The 23854-nt window shown below is 34.8% G+C and carries 23 protein-coding genes; all 23 read right to left on the bottom strand.

The annotated features are described in order from the left end of the window. Positions 1-12: 12 nt before the first annotated feature. The 23 genes from JOS54_RS03470 to JOS54_RS03360 all read right to left on the bottom strand — a co-directional run bounded on the left by JOS54_RS03470 (position 13) and on the right by JOS54_RS03360 (position 23679). Positions 13-849 (bottom strand): DegV family protein, encoded by an 837-nt coding sequence (locus JOS54_RS03470; protein WP_203245680.1) that lies wholly within the window; start codon positions 847-849, stop codon positions 13-15. Between the two features lie 56 nt (positions 850-905). After that, on the bottom strand, positions 906-1583 hold the full coding sequence (locus JOS54_RS03465; RefSeq protein WP_203245679.1) for a B3/4 domain-containing protein: 678 nt from the start codon (positions 1581-1583) through the stop codon (positions 906-908). Continuing rightward, positions 1580-2047 carry a pyridoxamine 5'-phosphate oxidase family protein gene (locus tag JOS54_RS03460; protein WP_203245678.1) on the bottom strand — a complete coding sequence of 156 codons (468 nt, stop codon included), beginning with the start codon at positions 2045-2047 and terminating at the stop codon, positions 1580-1582. The genes JOS54_RS03465 and JOS54_RS03460 overlap by 4 nt, the downstream gene beginning before the upstream one ends. 33 nt (positions 2048-2080) lie before the next feature. After that, entirely contained in the window at positions 2081-4552 is a 2472-nt protein-coding gene (locus JOS54_RS03455; protein ID WP_203245677.1) for a glucosaminidase domain-containing protein, read from the bottom strand. A 15-nt stretch (positions 4553-4567) separates the two neighbouring features. Beyond that, on the bottom strand, positions 4568-5161 hold the full coding sequence (locus tag JOS54_RS03450; RefSeq protein ID WP_203245676.1) for a hypothetical protein: 594 nt from the start codon (positions 5159-5161) through the stop codon (positions 4568-4570). 49 nt (positions 5162-5210) lie between these two features. Beyond that, positions 5211-5510 (bottom strand): Dabb family protein, encoded by a 300-nt coding sequence (locus JOS54_RS03445; RefSeq protein ID WP_203245675.1) that lies wholly within the window; start codon positions 5508-5510, stop codon positions 5211-5213. 1 nt (position 5511) lies between these two features. After that, the gene (locus JOS54_RS03440) at positions 5512-6066 is read right to left on the bottom strand and encodes a GNAT family N-acetyltransferase (RefSeq protein WP_203245674.1); all 555 of its coding nucleotides are present in this window, start codon (positions 6064-6066) and stop codon (positions 5512-5514) included. Next, positions 6063-8558, bottom strand: a complete 2496-nt coding sequence (locus JOS54_RS03435; protein ID WP_203245673.1) for a translation factor GTPase family protein — start codon at positions 8556-8558, stop codon at positions 6063-6065. Before JOS54_RS03435 ends, JOS54_RS03440 begins: the two co-directional genes overlap by 4 nt. Positions 8559-8588: 30 nt before the next feature. Next, on the bottom strand, positions 8589-9881 hold the full coding sequence (locus tag JOS54_RS03430) for a DEAD/DEAH box helicase (protein ID WP_203245672.1): 1293 nt from the start codon (positions 9879-9881) through the stop codon (positions 8589-8591). A 92-nt stretch (positions 9882-9973) separates the two neighbouring features. After that, positions 9974-11566, bottom strand: coding sequence for a putative ABC exporter domain-containing protein (locus JOS54_RS03425; RefSeq protein ID WP_203245671.1), 1593 nt, complete (start codon positions 11564-11566; stop codon positions 9974-9976). Next, a complete protein-coding gene (locus JOS54_RS03420) occupies positions 11550-12278 on the bottom strand; it encodes an ABC transporter ATP-binding protein (RefSeq protein ID WP_203245670.1) in 729 nt (242 codons plus the stop codon). The genes JOS54_RS03425 and JOS54_RS03420 overlap by 17 nt, the downstream gene beginning before the upstream one ends. Positions 12279-12360: 82 nt before the next feature. Continuing rightward, positions 12361-13311 carry a bifunctional oligoribonuclease/PAP phosphatase NrnA gene (locus JOS54_RS03415; RefSeq protein ID WP_203245669.1) on the bottom strand — a complete coding sequence of 317 codons (951 nt, stop codon included), beginning with the start codon at positions 13309-13311 and terminating at the stop codon, positions 12361-12363. Positions 13312-13313: 2 nt separating this feature from the next. Continuing rightward, positions 13314-14510, bottom strand: a complete 1197-nt coding sequence (locus tag JOS54_RS03410; protein ID WP_203245668.1) for an acetate kinase — start codon at positions 14508-14510, stop codon at positions 13314-13316. Between the two features lie 13 nt (positions 14511-14523). Beyond that, the gene (locus tag JOS54_RS03405) at positions 14524-14829 is read right to left on the bottom strand and encodes a DNA-binding protein (RefSeq protein ID WP_203245667.1); all 306 of its coding nucleotides are present in this window, start codon (positions 14827-14829) and stop codon (positions 14524-14526) included. Continuing rightward, positions 14819-15790 carry a signal recognition particle-docking protein FtsY gene (gene ftsY / locus JOS54_RS03400; RefSeq protein WP_203245666.1) on the bottom strand — a complete coding sequence of 324 codons (972 nt, stop codon included), beginning with the start codon at positions 15788-15790 and terminating at the stop codon, positions 14819-14821. The genes JOS54_RS03405 and ftsY overlap by 11 nt, the downstream gene beginning before the upstream one ends. Then, positions 15787-18720: an AAA family ATPase gene (locus JOS54_RS03395; protein ID WP_203245665.1), complete on the bottom strand. Its 2934-nt coding sequence runs from the start codon at positions 18718-18720 to the stop codon at positions 15787-15789. Before JOS54_RS03395 ends, ftsY begins: the two co-directional genes overlap by 4 nt. A 196-nt stretch (positions 18721-18916) precedes the next feature. Continuing rightward, positions 18917-19099, bottom strand: a complete 183-nt coding sequence (locus tag JOS54_RS03390; RefSeq protein WP_203245664.1) for a hypothetical protein — start codon at positions 19097-19099, stop codon at positions 18917-18919. Between the two features lie 31 nt (positions 19100-19130). Then, positions 19131-19304: a transposon-encoded TnpW family protein gene (locus JOS54_RS03385; RefSeq protein WP_203245663.1), complete on the bottom strand. Its 174-nt coding sequence runs from the start codon at positions 19302-19304 to the stop codon at positions 19131-19133. Positions 19305-19866: 562 nt separating this feature from the next. Beyond that, positions 19867-20988, bottom strand: coding sequence for a hypothetical protein (locus JOS54_RS03380; protein ID WP_203245662.1), 1122 nt, complete (start codon positions 20986-20988; stop codon positions 19867-19869). 70 nt (positions 20989-21058) lie between these two features. Further along, positions 21059-21949, bottom strand: a complete 891-nt coding sequence (locus JOS54_RS03375) for a hypothetical protein (protein ID WP_203245661.1) — start codon at positions 21947-21949, stop codon at positions 21059-21061. 422 nt (positions 21950-22371) lie between these two features. Then, entirely contained in the window at positions 22372-23079 is a 708-nt protein-coding gene (locus JOS54_RS03370) for a hypothetical protein (protein WP_203245660.1), read from the bottom strand. Beyond that, positions 23079-23303, bottom strand: coding sequence for a helix-turn-helix transcriptional regulator (locus tag JOS54_RS03365; protein WP_203245659.1), 225 nt, complete (start codon positions 23301-23303; stop codon positions 23079-23081). The genes JOS54_RS03370 and JOS54_RS03365 overlap by 1 nt, the downstream gene beginning before the upstream one ends. 88 nt (positions 23304-23391) lie before the next feature. After that, complete coding sequence (locus JOS54_RS03360; protein WP_203245658.1) at positions 23392-23679, bottom strand: single-stranded DNA-binding protein; 288 nt, start codon at positions 23677-23679, stop codon at positions 23392-23394. Positions 23680-23854 lie beyond the last annotated feature (175 nt).

Below are 23854 nucleotides of genomic sequence, written 5' to 3'. Positions count from 1 at the left end.
TTTATTAATTCTTTAATTTTTATCTTCGTAAGCAACCATTAAGCCCTGATCGGAAACATAGTAGGAACAAAGTATAGCGGTTGGATGAATCATCACTTCTGCCTTATCACTCACCTTTTCAATCAATTCTTTTAATTCCAAAGCTGCTTCTTCATTATTTGCGTGAGCAATATACACTTTACCGCCCGCAAAGCCAGCGTTAACCATTTCTTCTACTATCTTAAGTATGGAACGCTTTACCCCTCTTAGTTTGTGTAATAGCTCTAAAGTACCTGTTTCAGAAGCCCGTCCAACAATACGAACCCCCAATAATCCCGCTAACTTCGCTACAGTTGCCGAAACACGACCATTCCTTGCAAGATTATTTAAATCTTGAATATAGAATAATAAATGCGTATGCTTCATATATGTATTGATATGGTTACAAATTTCCGCAAAAGATAAGTTTTTTAAAATTAACTCTTTTAATTTATCAGCAATTAATATTAATTCAGGACCGGCCGATAAGGAATCAATGACCAGAATATTGGCTTCCGGATGTTCCTCTAGGTACATCTCTTTGGCTTGAATGCAAGCATTATGGCTGCCTGATAAAGCCCCCGTCATCGTAATCGCAAAGATACAATCTGCTCCATCAAAACAAGAAATCCATTCAAAAGTATTCGGACAAGAAGTACTTGTTTTTCCTTTCGTTGTTTTCATAACTTCACGAAAACGATTTAAATTCGCTTTTTCTGTATCAGCGAATTCCCCCTCCGCTGTGATGACCTTCAAGGGGACAGTTTGGTAATCCACACCATCCAAATGAAATAAATTTGAAGATGAATCCGAAACAATCCTATACATCATTATGATTCCTCCAATGTCTATTATACGCACATTTGTTTTTAAAATAAAGAAAGGCGTTACTTCGCTTCAATGATGTCGATGGTAAACTCTAAGTCAGGCATACAAGAGCGAAGATCCTCTTCTAAGTTCTTTAATGCTTGTACTCTAGTTTCAACATCCAGAACACCATTACCTTGGACAATGAATAGCGCATTTTTGGTGTTATCATCAAATTTATAGTTTTCGCCATCTCGAACACCCATCCAAGCTAAAATACCCTTTGCATCTTTGTAGACATAATCTGTTTCCGCAACATGCTTTGGAGTGGATGAAATTGGATAGAACTCATCTTCTTTTTGACTTACTGTGAAAACCAATGGCTCTTGAATTTTATCCAAATCATGTCCGCCAATCGCAATAAAAGAATGAAGACTTTCAACGTTATATATATCAACGATGGTATTCACATGAGGCATTGTGCCACGGTGTTGAATATTGCGTACAAAGCTAGGAATAGTCGGGGGATTTTTCTTAATACTACGACCTGCCTTTTGCATCAAAGCAATGTAGCCTTGCACATTTGGATGATTAATAACATCATTGATATCCACTTCTAATGCCCATTTTTCAATTTTTTCTTGTTTTTCAAGAAAGGCTCTTGAAAATGGTGCATTTGGATTAACATTCTTCGCATAAGCAACCACAACAGCGGATACGCCTAACTCTTTCATACTTTGATCAACAATGATGTTCATTTTCTTCTTTTACCTGAAATCCTTTCAATCTCGATGGAATAGACAACTGTTGCCATCTCAGAGCGTTTTGCATAGGCTTGTCCGCTTTCTAAAAAATCAGGGGCATATTTACGCACCAAAGCCATCAATCCTATCATTTTTTCTTCTTTGTTTTCACAAAGCGTTGCCTTGCCGGAAACAATCACTGATTCATATTCGGTCGTGAATTTTTCACCAATGACTTTTGTATGACCAACAACGCATAAACTCACCAAATTATGAAAAGTTAAATTACTAATTTTATGACCGGTTCTCGCCCCATGAATCCAAATTCGATTATTTTCATAAGCATAACTGACCGGAACACCATAGGGATAGCCATCCTCACCAATTGTTGACAGAACAGCGTATTCTCCCTCATTTAATAATGAATAAGCCTCTTCTTTTGAAATTTCTCGATCTTTTCGACGCATTTTTTCAAACATAATTTCATCGAACCTTTCTGATTTTAAGCATTTTTAGTTTTTTGATTTTTGTAGCACACCATCTTTACCCAAATTGTATTTCTTCCCGTTGTACGTAAACCAACCGGTATCCATCTTACCATCTTTACCAAAATGATAGATTTTACCATTGATTTCAGCCCAGCCGGTTTCCATTCTTCCATCTGGGAAGAACCAATATAAATAATTGCCTAACTTCAACCAACCCGTCTCTGCTCTTCCGTCAGTATTGAACCAATAACGGTTGTCATCTATCGTCTTCCAACCAGGTTCTACTTTACCTTCTTTATTCAACCAATAGTTTTCACCATTCACCTTATTCCAACCATTTTTAAGAAGAACACCACTTGATTCAAAATAATACGTCTTTTTATCAATTTGGACATAACCAGTCACAACACGACCTTTTTCATCTAAATAATACTGATACCCATTGTATTGAAGCCAACCTATATCCATCTTACCGTCTTTTGCGAAATGGTATTTATGACCTGAAATTAAAGCCCAGCCGGTTTCCATTCTTCCATCTGGGAAGAACCAATATAAATGAGTACCAATCTTTCGCCATCCTGTTTCGGCATGTCCGTCTGGATTTAACCAATATTTACTGCCTTGAATGGTATTCCAACCATCCTTTTTCATAAAACCGTTTTCGTCAAAATAATAAATTTTATTTTCAATACGATGGAGACCTTTGACTCTATTACCACTCTTATCGAGGTAATATTTCTTACCATCCTTTTCAAACCAACCTGTGTCTAGCTTACCATCTGGCGCAAAGTGGTATTTTTCACCGGCAATAACAGCCCAGCCGGTTTCCATTCTTCCATCCGGGAAGAACCAATAGCGATAGCCATCAATCACTCGCCAGCCTGTTTCAGCTCTTCCATCTTCATTGAACCAATAACGGCTACCATAAAGATTTTTCCAACCACGATTATTGGATATTAAAGTTAAATCTGTTCTTTTCACATAAGCAACCATTTTATTCCAATCGTAGGCACGATCGCTATGATTGTTACGAGAAGTAATAACTTTAGAGCCATCGTGGTAATCAGTGGATTGGATTTTATAATAATCACCGCTGACACCCAATACAGTTACGACATGGTTATTGTAATAAGGACTACGATTATCCATACCATAGCCTGCTTTGTATAGAACATTCGCTTTCGCTTTAGGTTGATGGTACATATTCACATTCTTATTCTTTAACACAGCAAATTGACCATTATTATAATCTACTAAACCGGCATACTTATCAAAAGCATAAGCGACCGAAGCAATCGTTAAACCGTAGGTCGTACTTGAAGCATACTTCATTGTAATACCGGAGCCTTTATTACCAAAGTGTTCACCATGGTACACTGGTTCATTGGTACTAACATAATCTCTTATATTGTCACGGAAGGCCTGATTAATACTTTGTTCAACACTTCTATAGCCACTGGCGTTATTGGGATTAGAATCATAGGCTTTCCAACCAAAAAGGTTATTTTTCTTTCTAGCTATATAGCTAGTTCCATATCCCGATTCCACGCAAGCTTGCGCAAAGATCATCAGAGCATTCAAGCCAAAATGTTCTTGAGCACTCACAAAAGTTTTGCCCATATCCCATAATTTAGAAGACTTATTATAGCCTTGTTTCCCTAAGAAATCATTGTATTTAGAAGCAGGAATTTTAGATTTTGTACGTAAAGGTAAAAATTGATAATAATTATAATAAGTACCCGCTTTTTTCGTTAATTTCGTATCGTAATAATAATCAATATCATTGGCAGAATAGTATCTTATTCCCTCTTTCATCCAAGATGGAGCCAAACCAAAAGGCGCCCAAAAATATTGTTTCCCAACTTGATCAAAAGCCGTAAAATAAATTTCTTTACGTCCATTGGTGCTACGAGCACTAAAATAAGGCGTTGTCTTATGAGTGGTTTTTCCATTCACATAAGATAGCGAGCCATTATCCATCCATGCCATGGGTACAAATTCTAAATAATGAATATCTGTGGTTCCTTTAAAACCGCTCATGGTTAAAAGAACATCCCCTCTACCTTTGTTGTAATTCAAGGTATCATGATAAAAAGCCATACGATTGGTACGAGCATAAGTGATGTTTCTGCCATTTTCCGCCATATATAAAGGCACAACAGTGCTACTATCGACATCGGTATACACAAGTCCTGAATTCATCGCCATAATCTTATTACCGGAATCCATACTGGCATGCCTTATCACCGCCTTATCCTTGTCGAGAGTTTTCATTTTCTTTTTTGCGACAACGAAGGACACATGACAACTAAGCTTTTCAAAATAACTTTTTTTATTGGCATCGACTTGTGCTAAAGCAACTTCAAATTCTGAACCGGAACAGTTCATTGGATAAGAAATCCCTGCCGCATGAACCTGACTCACGTGAATTGGTAATACACCAATAGCACAAAGAATAGCCAAAGAAATACAACTAATTTTTCTTTTAAATCTCACTCTTACTTCCTTTCTTTAAAACTCAACATTTAGTGTCAAAACTTCTTGATTGCTCAAAGTCAAGGAAAGTTGCCCCTTCCCCTTTTTCAAGGTACGTCCCGGATCTAAAGTGATAAAAAATAGAGATCCTTTATGAGCTTTACTTAAATCTTGCCCAACAATATTAGCAATCGTCTTCGTGTTCACATCCGCTCCTTCAGCCATATATTTTTCCTTATCAACGGTTGTCAAAGTCGCAGATACAATCTTTAATTTTGCTTCCTTCACTTCCTTCGCTTTTACTTCCAGTACAAAAACTCTAGCTGTTGAAGGTAGCTTCGCATCACTTCCATCTGCCAATACAGTATCCTTATCAATCTCCTTTAAGCCATGGACTTGAATACGATTTTCTTTCTTGTCTTGCACTTCTTGATTAGGTTTATCCTTATTCTCTTCTTCTTTTGGTTTTGAAGAATCCTCATAATCCGGCTTTGGTACAGCCGGCTTTTGAACTTCTTGAGACTCTGCTTTCTTCTGTTCCGGCTTATTCTTTTCCTTAAAGTAGAAAAGTGCCATTAGAATAGCCGCAAGTGCCACAATCACGATAATGAAAATATAAGATTTTTTCATGTTCGATTCCTCCCATTTAGCTTATTATACAGTATCCATCTAAAAACGGCTAATCAGCACTTAGTTCATAGTCAATACACGCTCGCTTATCTATGTATTCCATCAAAGACGCCTTTAAAGCCATATGTTCCGGATAAACTTGATATTGATTTAATTCATCCATCGATTGAAACACAAAATTAAGACATAAATCATAATTACTTGGATTGGCTTCGGGACTATTTAAATAAACATCTCCTTCATAAATCAAATCCAAATACAATAACTGCTGAGCCTTTATACGAGCCTCTTGAATTCTTTCTTGACTAGTTTCTTCTTTAAATTTAAACAGCACGATATGTTTTAACATTTTAACCTCCTTTTCTATTAATTAGTATATTCACTTCGTCTTTTTCAATCGTTGCGAATTTGGTCTTAAATTCACCAAAAGAATAATGCTTAAAACCACATTTTTCTTGAACACGACCAGATTGGATATTAGAAATAAAATGACCACAGAGAATAAATTCCACTTGACATTCTTTAAATAAATACCGAATTACTTCCTTTAAAGCCTCCGGCATCAATCCCTGTCCCCAATAGGTTTTTGATAGTACAAAACCAAGCTCACAGCCTATTCTATCCATAAATTCAGGAAAACGTTTCTCATCATACTCCTCAATTCCGATAGAACCAATGACTTTATTCTCATATTCTAAGGCAAAAGTCTTTTTATGGGCAATAAACCTTTCCAAAATACGTTGGCTTTCCTCTTTGTTTTTATGAGGCAACCATCCTGCCATTTGACCTACCCCATCCACGGAAGCATACGCATAGAAATCATCTAAATCTTCTTTTCGCCATGCTCGTAATTTTAAACGTTTTGTTTTTAATACCACCTTTGATATGTCCATAGGTACATTCATCGTTTCACCTCCAATTCCTCTTGTATTTGATGATGGATAAAATCAATTCGATTTTCTAATTCCCTTGCTGAAAGACGTTTTGCCCCACTTGCAAAAACTGAATTTTGAATCAAGGCATCAGAACTAGCAACCTCAAAATCAAATTCATGTTGATGTTCATACACGTATTTTTCGATATAAGCATCGGCACTTTGTGATTCCGCTGTATAAATAACACTCATTTTTCCTTTTTGGTACTGATTGCCAAGATTATTCTTAACTCGATAACCATCAAAAACTAAAAATAAAAGTTCTTTTGTATAAGCTTGGTAACTAGAAAGAATTTCAATGAGCTCTTCTCTTTTTAGCATGAAATCATCTTCATTTTGAAATCTTTGCCAAGCAAACAACATATTATATCCATCCACCATCAATACTTTTGGTCGATGTTCAATTTGTTTTGACTTTTCCTTCTTTTCTTGAATTTTTTTAGCCATCACTTTATGTTCATTACGGTTATTGGAATTTGTACGTGCCAAGATACGCTTTAAATCCTCTTCATGAATACAACTTTGTTTATGAACATAAGAAGATAGTGAGCTCTCCTTTTCAAGCTGAATATCCATCTTATCATCCGCTTCATTCCATTCTACGGTATAGCTTGTTCCATGTGCACAGAAAAGCGAAGAACTTGGATTTCTTAAATCAAGATTAGGCTTGTATTTTCTTTCTTGAATGACTTCTTCACTATTATGACAAATATCATATCCGACCAAGACAAACTCATAGCGACCCAATCCCTTTGTGCTGGATAAAATATCCACTTGATAGTCTGCCATCGTTGAAACCGGTGCTTTCCCACAAACTTGCATCCATTCTTCATTTAACTTTTCGACCTCTACTTTTGCAAAACGATTTTCTAAATCAAATAATACTTTGGATAAAAAGTTAGAAGGAATGCGAATTTCAAATTGCAAATAAGGTTCTAATAAAACACTCTCTGTTTTCATTAAGGCTTGACGAACAGCTCTTCTCGTTGCTTGACGAAAGTCACCACCCGTTGTGTGCTTTAAAGAACCTTTTCCAGCTAATAAAGTGATTTTCACATCCGTTAAAAGAGAATTCGTTAGTACACCATAAAAGTTCTTTTTTTCCAGTACACTTAGAATGGACTTTTGAAATTGAAGCGATAAAGTATCGGCTGGAATTTTATTCTCAATTTCAATTCCCGAACCTTTCTTTAAAGGGCTTAGTTCCAAATGAACTTCGGCATAATGACGCAAGGGTTCAAAATGGGAAGCCCCTTTTATGGACTTAGAAATGGTTTCTAAATAGACAATTCTACCTTGATCAAAGGATACTTCCACTTGGCATAATTCATCAATTCGCTTGGCTAACACTTCTTTTTGAAGCTTACCCATTAAATGAATTTGGATGTCCTTATTCTCTTCATCCATTTCGATATTTAAACTTGGATCTTCCAAAGACAAACGGTTTAAAGATTCTTTTAAGGCTAATAAATTCGTTCCTTTTGGATACAATAAACGATACGTCATACAAGCTTGTAGACTTGTCAAGCTTTGTTCCATTTCATAACCTAAACCCATACCAACATGGATATTTTCTAAACCCTTTAAAGTCACAAGCATACCAGCTTTCGCACACTCTATAGCGTCATACAAAGTCCCTTGATAAAGACGAATTTGGTCAATCTTACCATAAGGCTCTAACTTTTCTTTCACATGGACTTCACCACCGGTTATCTTAACATGAGCTAAAAGACGACCATGAGTATCACTTGTTACCTTATAGACAATAGCCCCCAATGTCTCAGGATAGTTTTTCTCAATTGAAAGCTGCGCCAATAAATCCAATAATTCAAGAACACCGTCACCTTTCAGAGCTGAGCCAAACAGAACCGGAAAAAAAGAACGATTTTGAAATTCTTCTTGGATGATTATTTCATCTAAAGAACCTTGTTTCTCATACGCATTTAAAAGTGCGTCACTGGCTAGGATAAGTTCCTCTTCTTTTTGACTAGATTTCCAATCCAAACAAGACGGACTTAATTCTTGTTGAATAGAAGTGTATATTTCTTCTTTTTTCAGATAAGAAATATCCATTTTATTCACAAAAAGAATGGTTGGAATATGGTGTTTCTTTAAGATATTCCAAATTGTTTTGCTGTGTGGTTGAACACCGTCTTGACCATTGATTAAAACAATCGCCATGTCCAATACCGATAAAGAACGTTCCATTTCACTAGCAAAATCAGTATGCCCCGGGGTATCCATTAAATAGAATGTACAGTCTCGATATGTAAAATACGCTTCTTTACTATAGATTGTAATGCCCCTTTCTCTTTCTTGATGGTCATAATCCAAGAAGGAATTTTTATGATCGACACGTCCTAATTTTTGAATGGTTTTCGTTTGAAAAAGTAAATTTTCAACTAAAGTTGTCTTACCAGCATCCACATGGGCTACTATTCCTAAAACTGTCTTTTTTTGCATGAGTTCATTATAAATCATTCACTTTCAAATTTAAAAACGGTAAATCTTTTTTGCCTTTTTAGAAACTTCCTTTTGTGGAATTAAGTCTTCATGGAAACTTTTTTTCTTTTTATGATTCATTTTCATACTAGAAGGTTTCTTCGTTTCTGTATTTCTTTTTGCCTTTTTGTTTAGATTTAGGCTTCTCTTCTTTTTTCTTTCCAGTGGTAGCGAATAAGAACTTTGTTTTAAAGGAATTTGGAATTGAATGTAGTCCTCAATACTAGCCAATAAATTCAGCTCTTCTTTGCACACCAAAGAAATCGATACACCCTCTTTGTTAGCACGACCCGTTCGACCAATGCGATGCACATAGTTTTCAATATCCTCCGGTAAATCAAAGTTAATCACATGTGTTATATCTTTAATATCAATTCCTCTCGCCGCCACATCGGTTGCTAAAAGAACTTTTACTTGATTGGTACGAAATCTTTGTAAAGCATTCAATCGTTGTCCTTGTGTTTTATTACCATGAATAGCCAAACAAGGAATCTCTTTTTCTTTTAAGTATTTTTCTAAACGGTCAGCACCTATTTTCGTTCTTGTAAAAACAATAACCTTCTTAGATAAAGCAGAACCCAGCAAATCTACCAAAACTTTTTTCTTACTTGCTTTTTCAGTGTAAATTAAATATTGGTCAATGGTTTCAGCAGTGAATTTTTCCGTTTCAATACGAACCTCTTTTGGATGATTTAAAATGTCCTTAGCTAAAACTTGAATTTCTTTTGGCATAGTGGCTGAAAATAAAGCCGTGGTTCTTTCCTTTGGAATTTGCATCACGATTTTTCTGATATCGGTGATGAATCCCATATCCAACATCCGATCTGCTTCATCGAGAACAAAGAATTCCACTTGTTTTAAAGAAAGCTTACCATGTTCTAAATAATCTAATAAACGACCGGGTGTCGCAATTAAGATATCACAACCACTGCGAAGTGCTTTCAATTGTGGACCAGATGGTGCTCCTCCATATACACAACAAGCTCTGAACCGCCTATAGCGACCAAACATTTTGATATTATCGAATATTTGTGAAGCTAGTTCTCTGGTTGGTGTTAAAATCAAAGCTCGAATCGTATGTTCTTTTTCTTCTGGTAAAGATTGTAAAATAGGTAGTGCAAAGGTTGCGGTTTTTCCTGTTCCAGTTTGTGCACAAGCGATTAAATCATAGCCTTCTAATAGAACTGGAATGGCTTTTTCTTGGATGGGACTAGGTTGTTCATAGTTAGCCTTTTTTAGTGAATCTAATAATGGTTGAATTAGATTTAATTCATTAAATGTCATTTATTACCTCAATTTTCTAACCTGTTAAGCATACTCTATTTATGCCAAAATAGATACTCTAAAGTCTCGCAAAAGAAAATTTCCCGTCTTTTTTATTCTTCCACATACTCCATATGATGAAAGGACAATGAAGAAAGATACATCATTATCAAGGTAAAAATAACAATCATCCCAAAGAAAATCATAAACAAAACATAAGCTGAAAAGATTGAACTTAGCTTATAGGTAATCCAGATAGGAATTGCATACATAATTCCTAATACAATCCATTCTATGTATCCTAGTAAAAAACCAATTGTTCCCAAACGATTCTTAAAAATAGTCGTCACCATTGTTGATACATACATACGATTGCCATTAATTAATAATCCAAAAATCACAATCATGAATAGGTAAGAAAAAGACAAATCTAAAATCCAAAGGCAAGGTATTGATAGCAATAATGCATCCACTGCCATTTTTAAATGATCCATTTTAGTCGCTTCCCACAACTTTTGAAAAGACCTAGCCGGTATGAGATACGTATAAGGATAGCGTAATTCTTGAATCCATTTCGATTGACCGTTAAAACCAAACGTCGATGAATAAATCAAAATTGCCGGAATCACAAACCAACGATATGGGAGTACATTCTTAACAAATTTCGGATCTTGGCGAAGATAAAAAATCAAAGCTGCTATTGCTAGATATAACAAGCTTCGGAAACTAAAGATAAAGAATTTTTTCTTTTTATATTCTAAAAGATGGCGATAAAAGATAGCCTTAGCTCCTTGTCCTTTGTATTGAACACCAGCTTTCTTTAAATTTTTTCCTTTCGTTACCAAGGGGAAACCGTCTTTTTGTTTCGCTTGTTGAACCTTTTTAGCTACTTCAGAAGCGTATTGTTCTGCCTTTTCATAATATTGGTCACTACATTTCATACGAATAGCTATCACGGTCAAGACGATAGCGGATAATACAAACAAAATAGCGGACATAATATTCGCAGTATTCACTTCCACGAAGATGAATTGAACAAAACCAAACTCCCACCCTATCAAAGGAATCCATTTCAACCAAGGACTTTGAATGACAGTATAAAAAGAAGCAAAACTAAAGCCCAAACGTTGGGTATATAAAAGGACCATTACTAAGCTCAAGACCAAAGCCACATACGTAGCTTTAGAAATCTTCTTTAAGTCTTCCTCTTTTAAGCGCTCATTTCCAAAACAAAGAATGATTAGTGATACATTGATTAAGGCAGAAAGGAAGAAATCACAAATTAAATACACTAAAAAACGAAGCCATTGTTCGGGATAAAGAAACATGCCCCCTATACCAATCACTAAAATTGTTAAATACCCCTGTAAAAAGGCTATCAAACCGTTCACAATCAAAATATCTTTTGGTCGAAATGGTCCTTGAAAAACAAATTGTGCATCTGCTTTGGAAAAAATCACCCCTTGTTTCTTTAGATAGGAAAGAACCGTTGGAACTGTTAAATAAAACCCCATCAACGAAACCATCAACATATAACGACTAGAACTGGTTAAACGCATCATTTTCACAAAGTTATTCATTCCATATAACCAAAAACCAAAGATAACAAGCATAAGGATGGTTAAAATAATATTACTTGGTTTAGAAAATGATTTCTTAAGGCGATTGATGAATAAACGAAATTTCAAATCAAAAAGTATTCTCATCGCTAGTCTCCTTTATTTCTGTACTTTCTTCAACAATTGAGAAGAATAAATTTTCAATATCCGAATCACTTTGAGCGTCTTTTTCAAACTCATGAATTACTTTCCCACGGTTCATGATGATTAACACATCCCAAATTTCTCTAATCATTTCCAACATATGGGTACTCAAAAGTATCGTTGCTCCTTGTTCTTTTAATTCCAAAATTACTTTTTTCAGTTCTTTGATGGCATGCGGATCTAACCCCACCATTGGCTCATCCAATAAAATCACCTTTGGTTGAATACATAAAGCACAAAGAATACTTGTTTTTTGCATCATACCTTTGGATAATTCCGAAGATAGTTTATCCAATTTATCACTCATTTCAAAACGTTCAACATAAGCGTTAATCTGTTCATCACTAATTGAGCTATGATAGGCATGACGAATGAAATCTAAATGTTCACGAACCGTTAATAATTCATATAAGTTTGGCATTTCCGGAACATACGCAAATAACTTCTTCGCCTCTAAACTTTTGGCAGGATGATTTTCAATAAAAATTTGACCATCATAATTAATTAAGCCGGCAATCGCCTTGATGGTTGTGGATTTACCAGCCCCATTTGGTCCTAATAAAACCGCCACTTTTCCACTAGAGACTTGAAAGGATACCTGGTCCACAGCAATTGTTTTTTTATAAGCTTTTCTTAAATTCTTTATCTCTAGCATAGAAATCTCCTTTTCTTAATGAATTTATTAGTATTATACCTGTTTTCTTCAAGAAACAAAAAAGCATTCACCATGGAATGCTCTAAAATAATTCTTGTAAATCACTTAATACACGAGAAATATCTTCTTTTGAAAGATTTTTAACACCACAAGCATTCTTATGACCACCACCTTGGTACTTATTCGCAACCTCATTGATGGCTACTTGTTTGGAACGTAAAGACCCCGCGTATAAGCCGGTTTCTTTATCATAAGTAAATAAAGCCCATATCCAAAATTCTTGAATGCCGGAAAAAGTATTCACTTTCGATCTAGCTTCACTTGCGGAAATATTCCATTCATCCAAATCCGCTTGTTCCAAAACCACGTAAGCAATATGATTTTTATACACTTCCATCTTAGATAACAAGAAGGATTTAAACTTCAAAGTCATTAAATCTTGATCAAATAAGCGTTGACTAATCTTAGCTGGTTCTAAATTTTGTTCCAACAAATAGCTGGCAGCTAATAAAGTATCCGCATCCGTGTAATTCGCTGTAAAGTTTAAACTGTCCGTTAGAATCCCCGTGTATAAATAAGTCGCTATTTCTTTGGTTAAAGGATATTCCTTAAGAGCATAGAATAATAGTGTCAATATCTGACAAGTGGCGGCACAGCCTTCTAAGATAATTTTCGTATTTCCATAATCATCAAGAATTAAATGATGGTCAATTTTTAAGATTTCTTTGGCTTTTAAAAATCGTTGATCATCCACCCTTTCTTGGTTAGCCGTATCCACCACAATCGCTAAGGATTGTTCAATAACTTCATCCTCCACCACATCCAAAGCCGGAAAATCGAATTGTGTGCTGGTTTCAAAACCTAAAGCATACACTTTCTTTTCGGGAAAATAGGTTTTTAACCAAGTATATAAACCAAATTGAGAACCTAAGGCATCACAATCAGGATGCACATGACGAAAGATGCAGATAGAATTGTAGCTTTCAATCTTTTTGACTAAAACAAGTGCATTTTCAAGATAAAATTCTTTCATAGCTATAAGCCCAATAAACGAACCGTATCTTTAGCAATGACTAATTCTTCATTCGTTGGCACAACATACACTTGCACTTTTGAATCCGGTTTTGAAATCAAACATTCTTTACCATGAATTTGACTATTCAATTCATAATCAATGGATAAGCCCATCCCTTCTTCTAAGCCTTTCAGAATTCTTTCACGGGTGTTGGCATCGTTTTCACCTAAACCGGCAGTGAATGCTATCGCATCCACATGACCTAGTTGCATATAATAACCGCCAATCACATTCACAGCACGATTGGTATAAATATCCACCGTTAATTGCGCACGAGGATTCCCTTTTTCCACCGCCGCTTGAATATCACGGGCATCGGAGCTAATACCAGATACACCTAACATCCCTGACTTCTTATTTAAATACACATCCATTTCTTCCGGTGTTAAATTTAATTTCTTAGCCATATAGAAAACAACAGAAGGATCAAGATCACCCGAACGAGTTCCCATCATAATACCACCAAGTGGTGTTAAACCCATAGAGGTATTCACACACTTACCATTTTTAATAGCTGTAATGGAAGCTCCATTACCTAAATGACAAGTAATCATATTCAATTGGTGCACATCTTCTTTCATTAATTCAGCTGTTCTCTGATTGACATATTGATGGGAAGTACCATGTGCTCCATAACGGCGAATTGCATACTTTTCATACCATTCGTATGGTGTCGCAAACATATACGATTCCGGTGTCATTGTTTGATGGAAAGCTGTATCAAAGACAAATACATGACCAATCTTTGGTAAAGCTTCTTTAAACGCCCTATAACAAACCAAGTGAGCCGGATTATGTAAAGGGGCTAAAACGCTTAGTTCATCTACCTTTTGTACCACATCTTCATCGACTACAGCTGATTGATTAAAGTAAGCACCACCTTGGACAATACGATGACCTGCCCCTTTGATTTCATCTAAGCTTGAAACAATTTTCTTTTCCACTAAAGCATTTAATAAAATGTCTACGGCTGCCTTATGATTTGGTAAAGCTAGCTCAAAGGCATCCTTTTGACCATTAAATTGAATGGCGAAAGCTCCCATTTTTTGTCCAATTCTTTCGGCTTGACCGGAAGCCAATACCTTTTCACTTGGCATGTCAATCAATTGGAACTTTAATGATGATGAGCCTGAATTTACTGAAATTACTTTTGTCATATATCCTCCTGTTTCAGTCTTCTAATTGTGCTAATTTTTCCCAAATTTTCGGATCGATTTGTTTTTTTATTTCTTGAAGGACTTGGTTTCTTTTCTCTTTTTTACGATACAAGCCCAAGACTTCTTCTAAACGATCTAGTTCTAAACGAATTCTTTTCAAACGATCATAAATAGCTGAACGAGAAACATCTTCTAATTCACTGATTTCTTGTAGTGATAAATCTTGACGATAATAGTATTGAACCATTTCTTGCTGGCTATCGCTTAAGAGTTCTTCATAGAAATCCAGCAATTGATTGTAGTATAACTTATCGGGCATCTTCTAATCCTTTGGAAATACTGTATAGATACGACTGTAAATCAAATGGTCGTAAATCTTCTTGTTTCTCACCTAAGCCTAAATAAAGAACCGGTATATGCAATTGATGCTTAATGGCTAAGACAATACCACCCTTAGCAGTACCATCCATTTTTGTTAAAATAATACCGGTTAACTTTGTGCTTTCCGCAAAAATCTTAGCTTGAGATAAACCATTTTGACCAGTTGTCGCATCTAAGACTAGCCAAGTATTATGCGGTGCTCCCTCAATCTCACGACCGGCCACTTTATTCATTTTACTAAGCTCAGCCATTAAGTTTACTTTATTTTGTAGACGACCGGCCGTATCACATAAAAGAATATCCATCTGATTTTCCTTTGCATATCGACAACCATCCACAATCGCCGCACTTGGATCACCATTTTCTTTGCCGGCAATCACTGGTATGGATAAACGATTTCCCCATTCCTGAAGCTGTTCAATTGCCCCCGCACGGAAAGTATCCGCTGCTGTAAAGGCTACTTTCTTACTTTGTTTCAGAAAAGAATAGCCTAGCTTAGCTGTTGTGGTTGTTTTACCAGAACCATTTACTCCTTCTAATAAGAAAACCGTTGGTCCATTTTCATTGAATTGAATTGGCTTATCTTCCACTTCTTCATAACACTCTTGCATCGTTTCAATTAAGAAATTCATCGCCCAATGAAATGTAATGGATGGGTATTCTTTACACTTAATCTTTAGTTGTTCACAAATGTAATCAGCGGTATGAATACCAACATCGGCTTCTAATAAAATAATCGTTAATTGTTCTAAAAAGGCATCATCTACCCCTTTGAAATGGTACTGCATTTCACCTAGCTTATTGCCAAAACTTTGATTGGATTTTTTAAAACCGGATAAATAAGTAGCTTGATCATCTTTCTTACGAAAAGCAGCTTTTAAACTATCTAAGAAACTCATTGTTCATCTCCTTTTGCGTTATCATCGCTAAAGTGCATCGCATCCACTAGGTTAACCTTTAATAAAGAAGAAACACCTTGTGCTTGCATTGTGACACCATATAGAATATCTGCCTTTTCCATAGTACCTGGACGATGTGTTACCACTAAGAATTGGCTCTTATCGACATAATGTGTTAAGTATTGAGCAAAACGAGATACGTTTGCGGGATCTAAAGCCGCTTCCACTTCATCTAAGATAACCAATGGAATGGGTTTTACCTTTAAAATCGCGAATAACACCGATAAAGCAATCAAACTCTTTTCACCCCCCGAAAATAACATATTATTATGCACTGTCTTTCCTGGTGGCTGAGCAAAGATTTCAATTCCTGTTCCTAATAAGTCATTGGGATCTTGTAGGCGCAAGAAAGCTTTACCACCACCATAGATAGCACTGAAGGTTTCACCGAAGGCTTCATTCACCTGTTCAAAGGTTTCTTGAAATTGTGACTTCATCACATCATCCATTTCATCTACTGCCTTTAACAATTGCGAAATAGAAGTTTCAATCTCTTGAATATGTTTTTCAAGGGTTTCATAACGCTCGTTTACTTCAGCATATTGCTCCGGAGCATCCATATTGATGTTACCAAGGGCTTCAATTTCTTGACAAAGTTGTTGCACTTCAGCTTCTTCTTGTTTGAAGTCTTGTACATCCACTTTCTTTTTTGCAAACTGGTAGGTCATCTTATATTCCGATGATAAGCGCTGTAAGTTGCTTTCTAATTTCGTCTCTTGTTTGGACTTTTCAATTTCTAAACGATGACTATCTTGTTGAACATCATTTAGTTCAGAACGCTTTTGACGTAGCTTCGCTTCTTTTCTTTCCAGTTGGTTTTCTGCTTGATAACGTTGTTCACGAAGAGCTTGAATCTTTTTCGTTACTTCATCACGAACTTGATAGGCTTTATTTAAATCGAAGATAAAGGAAGGTCCTTCTTCACTTTGCTTTTCTTGCTTACCTAAGCGTTCTAAATCTGCCCAGTATTTATCCATTCTCGCTTTCTTAGCTTCTACCACCGGCACTAAGGAAGCTAATGCTAGACGATTTTCTTCTAAAGTAGAAGCCGCTTTTCTTCGATTAGCTTCAGCTTTTTCATAGTTTCTTCGGGCAATTTCTTTCTTCGCTAATAAAGCATCTAGATTTGCTCGTAGAGTATTAAATTCTTTTTTGATGGTCATTAGATTTGTTTCTTGCTTCAAACGACCACCCGTCATTGAACCACCACGATGAATCACTTCACCATCTAAGGTCACAATCTTGTATTGGCGATGCACCAACGCCGAGATTTCATTTCCTTTTTCAAGATTCTCAACAACAAGAACATTCTGTAATAAAGCATCAATAACCGCTTGGTATTTTGAATCAATTGTCGCATAATCACTGGCTAAACCTAAGTAGCCCTCTTGGCTTTGAAGGATAGTTAAAGCTTCTTTCGATACATAACGTGCTTGACAAACGTTTAATGGTAAAAAAGTACAACGACCTGCTTGATTACGCTTTAAGAAATCAATCGCATGACGAGCAGATACCTCATTATTCGTTAAAACCTGATTAATAGCACCACCTAAGGCTGTTGAGATTGCTTCTTCATAATTTGGTATAACTTGGAGTAATTGCCCAATAACACCAATAATACCATCTAAGGAAGCTTGATGTTCAACTATCGTTTTTAAACCGGCATTATGGTTAAAAGGATTCTTTTGAAGTTGTTCTAAAACTTGTAAATGATTTTCTAATTTTTGGCAACGGAAAGAAGAAATGTCCAATTCATTTTTATAATCCAATAATTCCGTTGAAATGGAAGCTAATTGGCTTTGACTCAATTGAATAGCTTGTTCATACGCTCTTTGGCGACTTAAACGATCTTCATATTCTAATTTAGCATTTTGGTAAAGATGTTGTAGTTCTTGTTGCTGTTGTTCTAAATTACCAACTTCTAAAATATACTTACTCTTTTCTTCCCACTCACTCTTTCTTGCCTCTAGGGAAACGATAGAATTATTAGCGTTCATCAACCGGTCCTGCAACTGTTGAACACGGTGATCCATTTCATGAATTTCTTTACGCCAAACTTGAATTTGACTTTCACCTACTTCAATATCGGTTTGGCAGACAGTTTTTTTGGTATTGCTATCAAAGAGTTGTTGATCCAAAGCTTCTAAATTTTCGTATAACTGACGAATAGAATTCACTAATACGGCTATCTCAATCTTTTGTAGACGTTCTTTTTTCTGGCGATAGAGTTCAGCTTTCTTGGCTTGGCGCTTCAATGGATTGACTTGTTTCTCAAGTTCCGCAAGAATGAAACGATTTTGTTCTAAATTTTGTTCACCGCGTTCTAAACGAGATAAGGTTTCTAACTTTCTTTTCTTATATTTCGCAACTCCAGCCGCTTCTTCAAAAATACTTCTTCTTTCAAGGGGCTTACTTTCCGCAAAAGATAACACATTACCTTGCGAAATGATGGATAAAGAATCTTTTCCTAAACCTGTATCTAAAAACAAATCTACAATGTCCTTTAAACGCACTGGTCGACGATTGATTAAATAATTGGCTTCCCCACTTTCTCGATATAAACGACGAGTGACTTCCACCTCATTTTCTTGACGATTTAAAATATGATTTCGATTATCAAATACCAAAGTAACTTCAGCCAAATTAACCCTACGACGATTCGCAGAACCCGCAAATATAACATCATTCATCTTATCGCCACGCATACTTTTAGCACTTTGCTCACCTAAAACCCAACGAATCGCATCCGTGATATTCGATTTTCCACAACCATTCGGTCCAACAATTCCCGTAATAGAGTGGTCAAATTCAATAATGGTTTTATCCGCAAAAGATTTAAAGCCTTGCATCTCTACTCTTTTTAAGAACATGTAACTCTCCTACAATCTAAGTTATTATACCAAAATTCCTATATCTATGCTGAAGATATTGCGAATTTAAATGGTAAGTCTTCATTATTGGTAGGAATAAAAAGGAGGACTTCTATACTTTGGTATAAATAGTCCTTTGATGACAACAAGGAAAATCTTCCTTGTTGTATGGTCTTTATTTAATTTTTAATCTTGGTTACTTAAAAATCTCCTGCTGTTGTCTTTTTCTAATACCCAACAGAACAAGTAAACTTCCTGAAACAAACATCAACCAAGCGTATAGGAACAGATTGGTTCTATCTTCTGTTTTTGGTACGGTTTTATTTGGTGGTGTTGGTGGAGCTTCTTTCTCATTAGTGATGGTGAAACCGTCTTTCATGCTTCCTCTGTAACAACTTGTCAAGGACTTTCTAATCATTTTTATCGCCTTTTTGATGTTTTTCTCTCTCCATTTCTCTAAGCATTATGCGTTTTAATTTGTCTTGCATGGTTTCAGTAGCACTTTCATTAAAGTGAACGACAACCTCATAAGTTACTTTCCCAATCTTCTTTATCGTCTTTGTTCCTGTATTATTTTTTTGCATATCATCATTCCTTTCATTGCAATAAAAAAGCGATTAAAATTTCTATTTCTTAATCGCCTTGTATCTTCAATATTTAATTTTATTCAGCTCGATAAACTGGGATTTGCATTAATCTGCTAATCAAGTCATATACTGTACAAGCTAATTACTTGCTGAAAATCTCACACTAAAATATCCAGAAAGAAAATAACATGCATAAACATATTTCATTTATATCCCAGACTTTTGCAGCCACTTCTCAAGTTGTTCTATGGATATATCAGAGGATAGAATCAAGGTATCTTCATGATTTTTATCACCACATAGGAGAATACCTTTTTCTCTCTTAAAGAACATGCTCAACCACATAATAAAGTTAACATAATCATAAATTCTGTTATTGAAATTAAAATATTCTATGGCAAAGGTAGTTCGCTTTCTATCCATTCTCAAGGTAAACCGATAGTGAGCTGAATAATTTTCCCAACAAATATCATAAGAAAATAACTTGTTATTGCTTATTTCATTTCTTCTTTTTTAAGTAATGTTCAACTTCTGATACAACCACAATCAGAAATGCATATTATTGTTCCGATGTCAAAGTTACTTTCTTAATACCTTCCCAATAGTTATATTTTTCAAAGCGAACCCTTATATTTTTGTATGAAACACCCTTTTTAAGTTCTTCATTAGTTTTAGGTGGAGAAATTTTAAGTGCCTTATATGGATCAATCCACTCTCTTCGTTTATCAAACTCAAGTTCAATCGAAGTACTACCAATAGATATTGTTTTTGAACCTGTTATATCAGCTTTTACTATTATTGCATCGTATAGAGAACAAGGGGAACTTGTTAAGTTTTTTGCCTGCAACTTTATATTTACATCATGATAATTGTCTGTACTTTCAAAAGTATAAATATCGCTCATTTCTCCCGGTTTTAAAATGATTTTTTTAAGTTTTTTTGCATCGAAATCTTTAGGCTTTAACCCTTTATAAAGACAATCTTCAAATGTATCCCCTCCTAAAGAAAATGCACGCCCTGTACTTGCTTTAAAAACAAGACCTTTTGAACTTTGGCTTTGAGTTTTTATTTTAGAAGCAAGCTCATTATAAATTTCCTCATAAGACTTTATGGTTAATTTTCTATTTTTTGCTTTACAAATATCAAAATATTTAGTTTCGGATTCAACATCTCCCTTTAACGTGATTCCGCTAACGTTCAGCCTTATATCAAGCAAGCCGGTATCAACGATGATAGGATATTTTTCAGAAATAAAATCAATAAAATTTACCAATTTATCATAGGATATTTTTAATTCTTTAAGAGAGCTTACTTTTGTGCTATATATAAACTCCGGATCTAAATATTCAAGTTTATCTGCGCCTAAATCCTTTGATGCTTTGAATTTCTTGATTGCGTGTTCGCTAAAAACTTCATTAAAATCGCTCCATATATAGGGCGATGTAAAGGGTTGATGTGATACGGTCACCGTAAATTCAAGCTCCGAATATTGCTTGAGTTTCACAAGATAGTGATGTTTATGTTTAGAATCTTTTTGAACGATGTAAGACTCTTTTCCATACACCTCATTAAGAAATTGCATGACTTTATTTTCATCTTCTTTTGTATGTGAACAGCCGGTTAACATTATTGAAAAGATTACAATAATAACTAAACCAAAAGCTAAAATATACTTTTTCATCAATAATCACCTTAAAAATTGTTTTACAGATTCTAATTTATACCTCATCTTTTCCAACCGCCTAATTCATCTATGAAAATGTTGCGATGATTCTTAAGATTTCAATATTCCCATTTTCATCGGTTTGAATATTTACATTTTGATGCGACCAAAATCCGGTTTTTGGCTTGCCATTGTAACTCAAGTTGTATTCACCAACCTTACTGTCTACGGTTGGATTTGCAGACAAAATTGAAGCTCCTCTATTTGATAAAGAATCTAGCCATTTCTGAGATACTGATTCTAAGAGATTGATTTCATCGAATTTCATTACTAAATTCTCATCTTTTATGTTTTTGAAATGATCTTTGTCAATATAGATTTCTTTTACGGGTGACTTATTTGTCACTTTCCCACTCTTGGCGACGAAAGCCACTCTCATTATTTTATGATTACCTCTTGTATAAATATCGTAAAATTTTTCTTCTTTGACTCCATTGAGATATGGATTTTCTACATATTTAAGAATCAAACCGCTATCTTCTATTTCCTGATAACTTGTATGTCCTGCTGTAATTGTAGTATTGCCTATCTGTAACTTTGGAGATTTTGGTGGAAACCCAATAAGCATATAAGTAAATAATGAACCGAGCCATAAGGTAAAGATTAACAGGATTATGAAAATATCATGCTCCGGCTTTTTACGAATTTTTACTAAAGCTACCAGTGGCGGAGCTACTATCATGCGTGCCCATATTGGACCGATATCTACTTTTATCACGAAAATTAAACATAGAATAAAAACTAATAAGTATAACAGTTGTATAATTTTCGGTGCGGGTCTATCACTGTACGAATCATATGCTGCAGCATTAACACGCTTTAGATACGCAGCCTTAATCCAGCGATAGGATACAAATAGAATTGCTGTGAAGACAAGCCACATTCCTATTATTAAATACAGAAATACCCAATTAATCATATTAATCCCATACTCCTTTAAAAATTGAAATATAATACTTTTTTGTATTTTTTAACTTCTCTTCCAACCTATCATTCCTTTTGATTTTTCTAAATAGAATACTAGTGTCTTTTCCATTTTTTCTTTCCATAATCGAAATATACCCCTTACCATTATTTCTTCTTCATTGAATACAATGTACTTCTATATGTTTTATCTCACTTAGCAGAATGTTTCTTTTCCCGAAAAACAAGGCATTTTCTCTTAAATCTGTATTTAATATATTTATACTGAATAGAATTTCGAATGTCTGATTTTATCATAACTCTACTTCCTGCCTTTATTTCTTCTCATATTCTTTTAAACAGGCATAGCCTGTTAGTAATGTTATGACAAACTAAATCACAAATAAATATGCTTTCTTCATTATCAAATTCCTTATTTTATAAATGAATTGCATTTGAAGGATTTTTCTTATACGCTGTGTCATGGAATAAATATGCTCCATACAGCTTATTTTGATGTTTAACCATGACTAACGGAAATACCGATGACTTTATTGCATATAGAATAGCCCAAACAATCAAAGCCTCAAGTTTTATGCTATTCAAATGATTAAACCAAAGTTCATAAAATATGAGTCCGTTCAGAATAACATTAAAAATAGTAGCTAAAGTAGCCGATACAATATTCGTTTTTAGGTAGGGATTATAAAATTTTGCTGCATATAATGCTAAAACAGAAATATTGTAAATACAAATCGGTTTATATTGCTTTCTATAAATAACAAGTGTTTTACGATGGTATAAATATAAATTACCTATCGAACCACTAGCTTCATTAAGCCAAATATGACTGACTGCAACAATATCTTCCCAAGGCACAAGTAAATCTATTTTTCTCAAATAAATTCCTGTTTTACAGATATAAAATTTCCACTTTACAAATGAAAATATACCGATAATGATAACAGAAACTCCAACTACAATATATTTTAACCATTCTCTCTCTATAACTAAGAAGCCGTTAAAGAAATTGATATTGCCACCCATAGCATCTGATATTGCATATAATGTCATTATAGAAAATGAAAACAAAAATAATATATATCTATAATAAATACTGTGAAATTTTATTTTACCTTCATTCATTACACCTCTTCCTTTTCAACACATTCATCATCAAAAGAGAATACATCGTTAGGTGTACAGTCAAGTGCTTTGCATATTCTCTCTAAATTTTTAAGTGTTATCGGCTTATTTTTTCCCATCTGTGCCATAACATTAGTTGTTAAATTCGCCATTGCTATAACATCTGTTTTCTTTAAGCCTTTCTTTGCAAGTTGTATCCATAATGGTTTATAGTTTAGTGCCATATCAACCCTCTTTTCTTTTGTAAATACCGTTGTTATTATATCACTAATATTGATTGTATTCAACATTTGCTTGATATATACCTTTGTTTTAGAGATTTTGTTGTGTCATTCCGTCTTTACTTTGCCATAAATTGCTTGATTCCTTGGCTCTTTCCTTGAAGTAGCCAAACACATGGATGAAATCGCCTTTCTTAAAGTCCCTTGCCATTTCACTTTTTTCACCATACACCGAGCATTTGGTGTATTCCTTACCACCTCCGTACTTCTTCACCAAAGTGAAGTTTGCTACTTGAACACTTTCTCCATCTTTTTCAAATTCTGAAAATTCAGCTTCCCTGACTAAATTTGCATTAATATTTATCATTTCTCTATCCATTAATTTCTTCTCCTTAATCTTTAAATTTCTAATAAAAAAGCAACTGAACTTTTAATTCAATCGCTAAATATCTTATATATTAAATTGTTTTGAGTGGGACTTCTTATCCTTACCATCTTTACCTCCCAATCGTTAGAATTTTGGTCTAACTTTTGGGGGTCACCTCAATAATTAG

This window comes from Bulleidia sp. zg-1006, from assembly GCF_016812035.1.
GTDB lineage: Bacteria > Bacillota_I > Bacilli_A > Erysipelotrichales > Erysipelotrichaceae > Bulleidia.
This window is presented reverse-complemented; position numbering and strand designations above follow the sequence as displayed.

Excerpts from the sequence above, each read along its gene's own strand:
- JOS54_RS03395 (WP_203245665.1), bottom strand. The coding sequence starts at position 18,720 with ATGTTCTTAAAAAGAGTAGAGATGCAAGGCTTTAAATCTTTTGCGGAT.
- JOS54_RS03440 (WP_203245674.1), bottom strand. The coding sequence starts at position 6,066 with ATGAATGTACCTATGGACATATCAAAGGTGGTATTAAAAACAAAACGT.
- JOS54_RS03365 (WP_203245659.1), bottom strand. The coding sequence starts at position 23,303 with ATGGCACTAAACTATAAACCATTATGGATACAACTTGCAAAGAAAGGC.
- JOS54_RS03415 (WP_203245669.1), bottom strand. The coding sequence starts at position 13,311 with ATGAAAGAATTTTATCTTGAAAATGCACTTGTTTTAGTCAAAAAGATT.
- JOS54_RS03445 (WP_203245675.1), bottom strand. The coding sequence starts at position 5,510 with ATGTTAAAACATATCGTGCTGTTTAAATTTAAAGAAGAAACTAGTCAA.
- JOS54_RS03380 (WP_203245662.1), bottom strand. The coding sequence starts at position 20,988 with ATGAAAAAGTATATTTTAGCTTTTGGTTTAGTTATTATTGTAATCTTT.
- JOS54_RS03465 (WP_203245679.1), bottom strand. The coding sequence starts at position 1,583 with ATGAACATCATTGTTGATCAAAGTATGAAAGAGTTAGGCGTATCCGCT.
- JOS54_RS03470 (WP_203245680.1), bottom strand. The coding sequence starts at position 849 with ATGATGTATAGGATTGTTTCGGATTCATCTTCAAATTTATTTCATTTG.
- JOS54_RS03360 (WP_203245658.1), bottom strand. The coding sequence starts at position 23,679 with ATGGATAGAGAAATGATAAATATTAATGCAAATTTAGTCAGGGAAGCT.
- ftsY (WP_203245666.1), bottom strand. The coding sequence starts at position 15,790 with ATGAGTTTCTTAGATAGTTTAAAAGCTGCTTTTCGTAAGAAAGATGAT.
- JOS54_RS03385 (WP_203245663.1), bottom strand. The coding sequence starts at position 19,304 with ATGCAAAAAAATAATACAGGAACAAAGACGATAAAGAAGATTGGGAAA.
- JOS54_RS03410 (WP_203245668.1), bottom strand. The coding sequence starts at position 14,510 with ATGACAAAAGTAATTTCAGTAAATTCAGGCTCATCATCATTAAAGTTC.
- JOS54_RS03425 (WP_203245671.1), bottom strand. The coding sequence starts at position 11,566 with ATGAGAATACTTTTTGATTTGAAATTTCGTTTATTCATCAATCGCCTT.
- JOS54_RS03375 (WP_203245661.1), bottom strand. The coding sequence starts at position 21,949 with ATGATTAATTGGGTATTTCTGTATTTAATAATAGGAATGTGGCTTGTC.
- JOS54_RS03405 (WP_203245667.1), bottom strand. The coding sequence starts at position 14,829 with ATGCCCGATAAGTTATACTACAATCAATTGCTGGATTTCTATGAAGAA.
- JOS54_RS03370 (WP_203245660.1), bottom strand. The coding sequence starts at position 23,079 with ATGAATGAAGGTAAAATAAAATTTCACAGTATTTATTATAGATATATA.
- JOS54_RS03460 (WP_203245678.1), bottom strand. The coding sequence starts at position 2,047 with ATGTTTGAAAAAATGCGTCGAAAAGATCGAGAAATTTCAAAAGAAGAG.
- JOS54_RS03430 (WP_203245672.1), bottom strand. The coding sequence starts at position 9,881 with ATGACATTTAATGAATTAAATCTAATTCAACCATTATTAGATTCACTA.
- JOS54_RS03450 (WP_203245676.1), bottom strand. The coding sequence starts at position 5,161 with ATGAAAAAATCTTATATTTTCATTATCGTGATTGTGGCACTTGCGGCT.
- JOS54_RS03390 (WP_203245664.1), bottom strand. The coding sequence starts at position 19,099 with ATGAAAGACGGTTTCACCATCACTAATGAGAAAGAAGCTCCACCAACA.
- JOS54_RS03435 (WP_203245673.1), bottom strand. The coding sequence starts at position 8,558 with ATGCAAAAAAAGACAGTTTTAGGAATAGTAGCCCATGTGGATGCTGGT.
- JOS54_RS03420 (WP_203245670.1), bottom strand. The coding sequence starts at position 12,278 with ATGCTAGAGATAAAGAATTTAAGAAAAGCTTATAAAAAAACAATTGCT.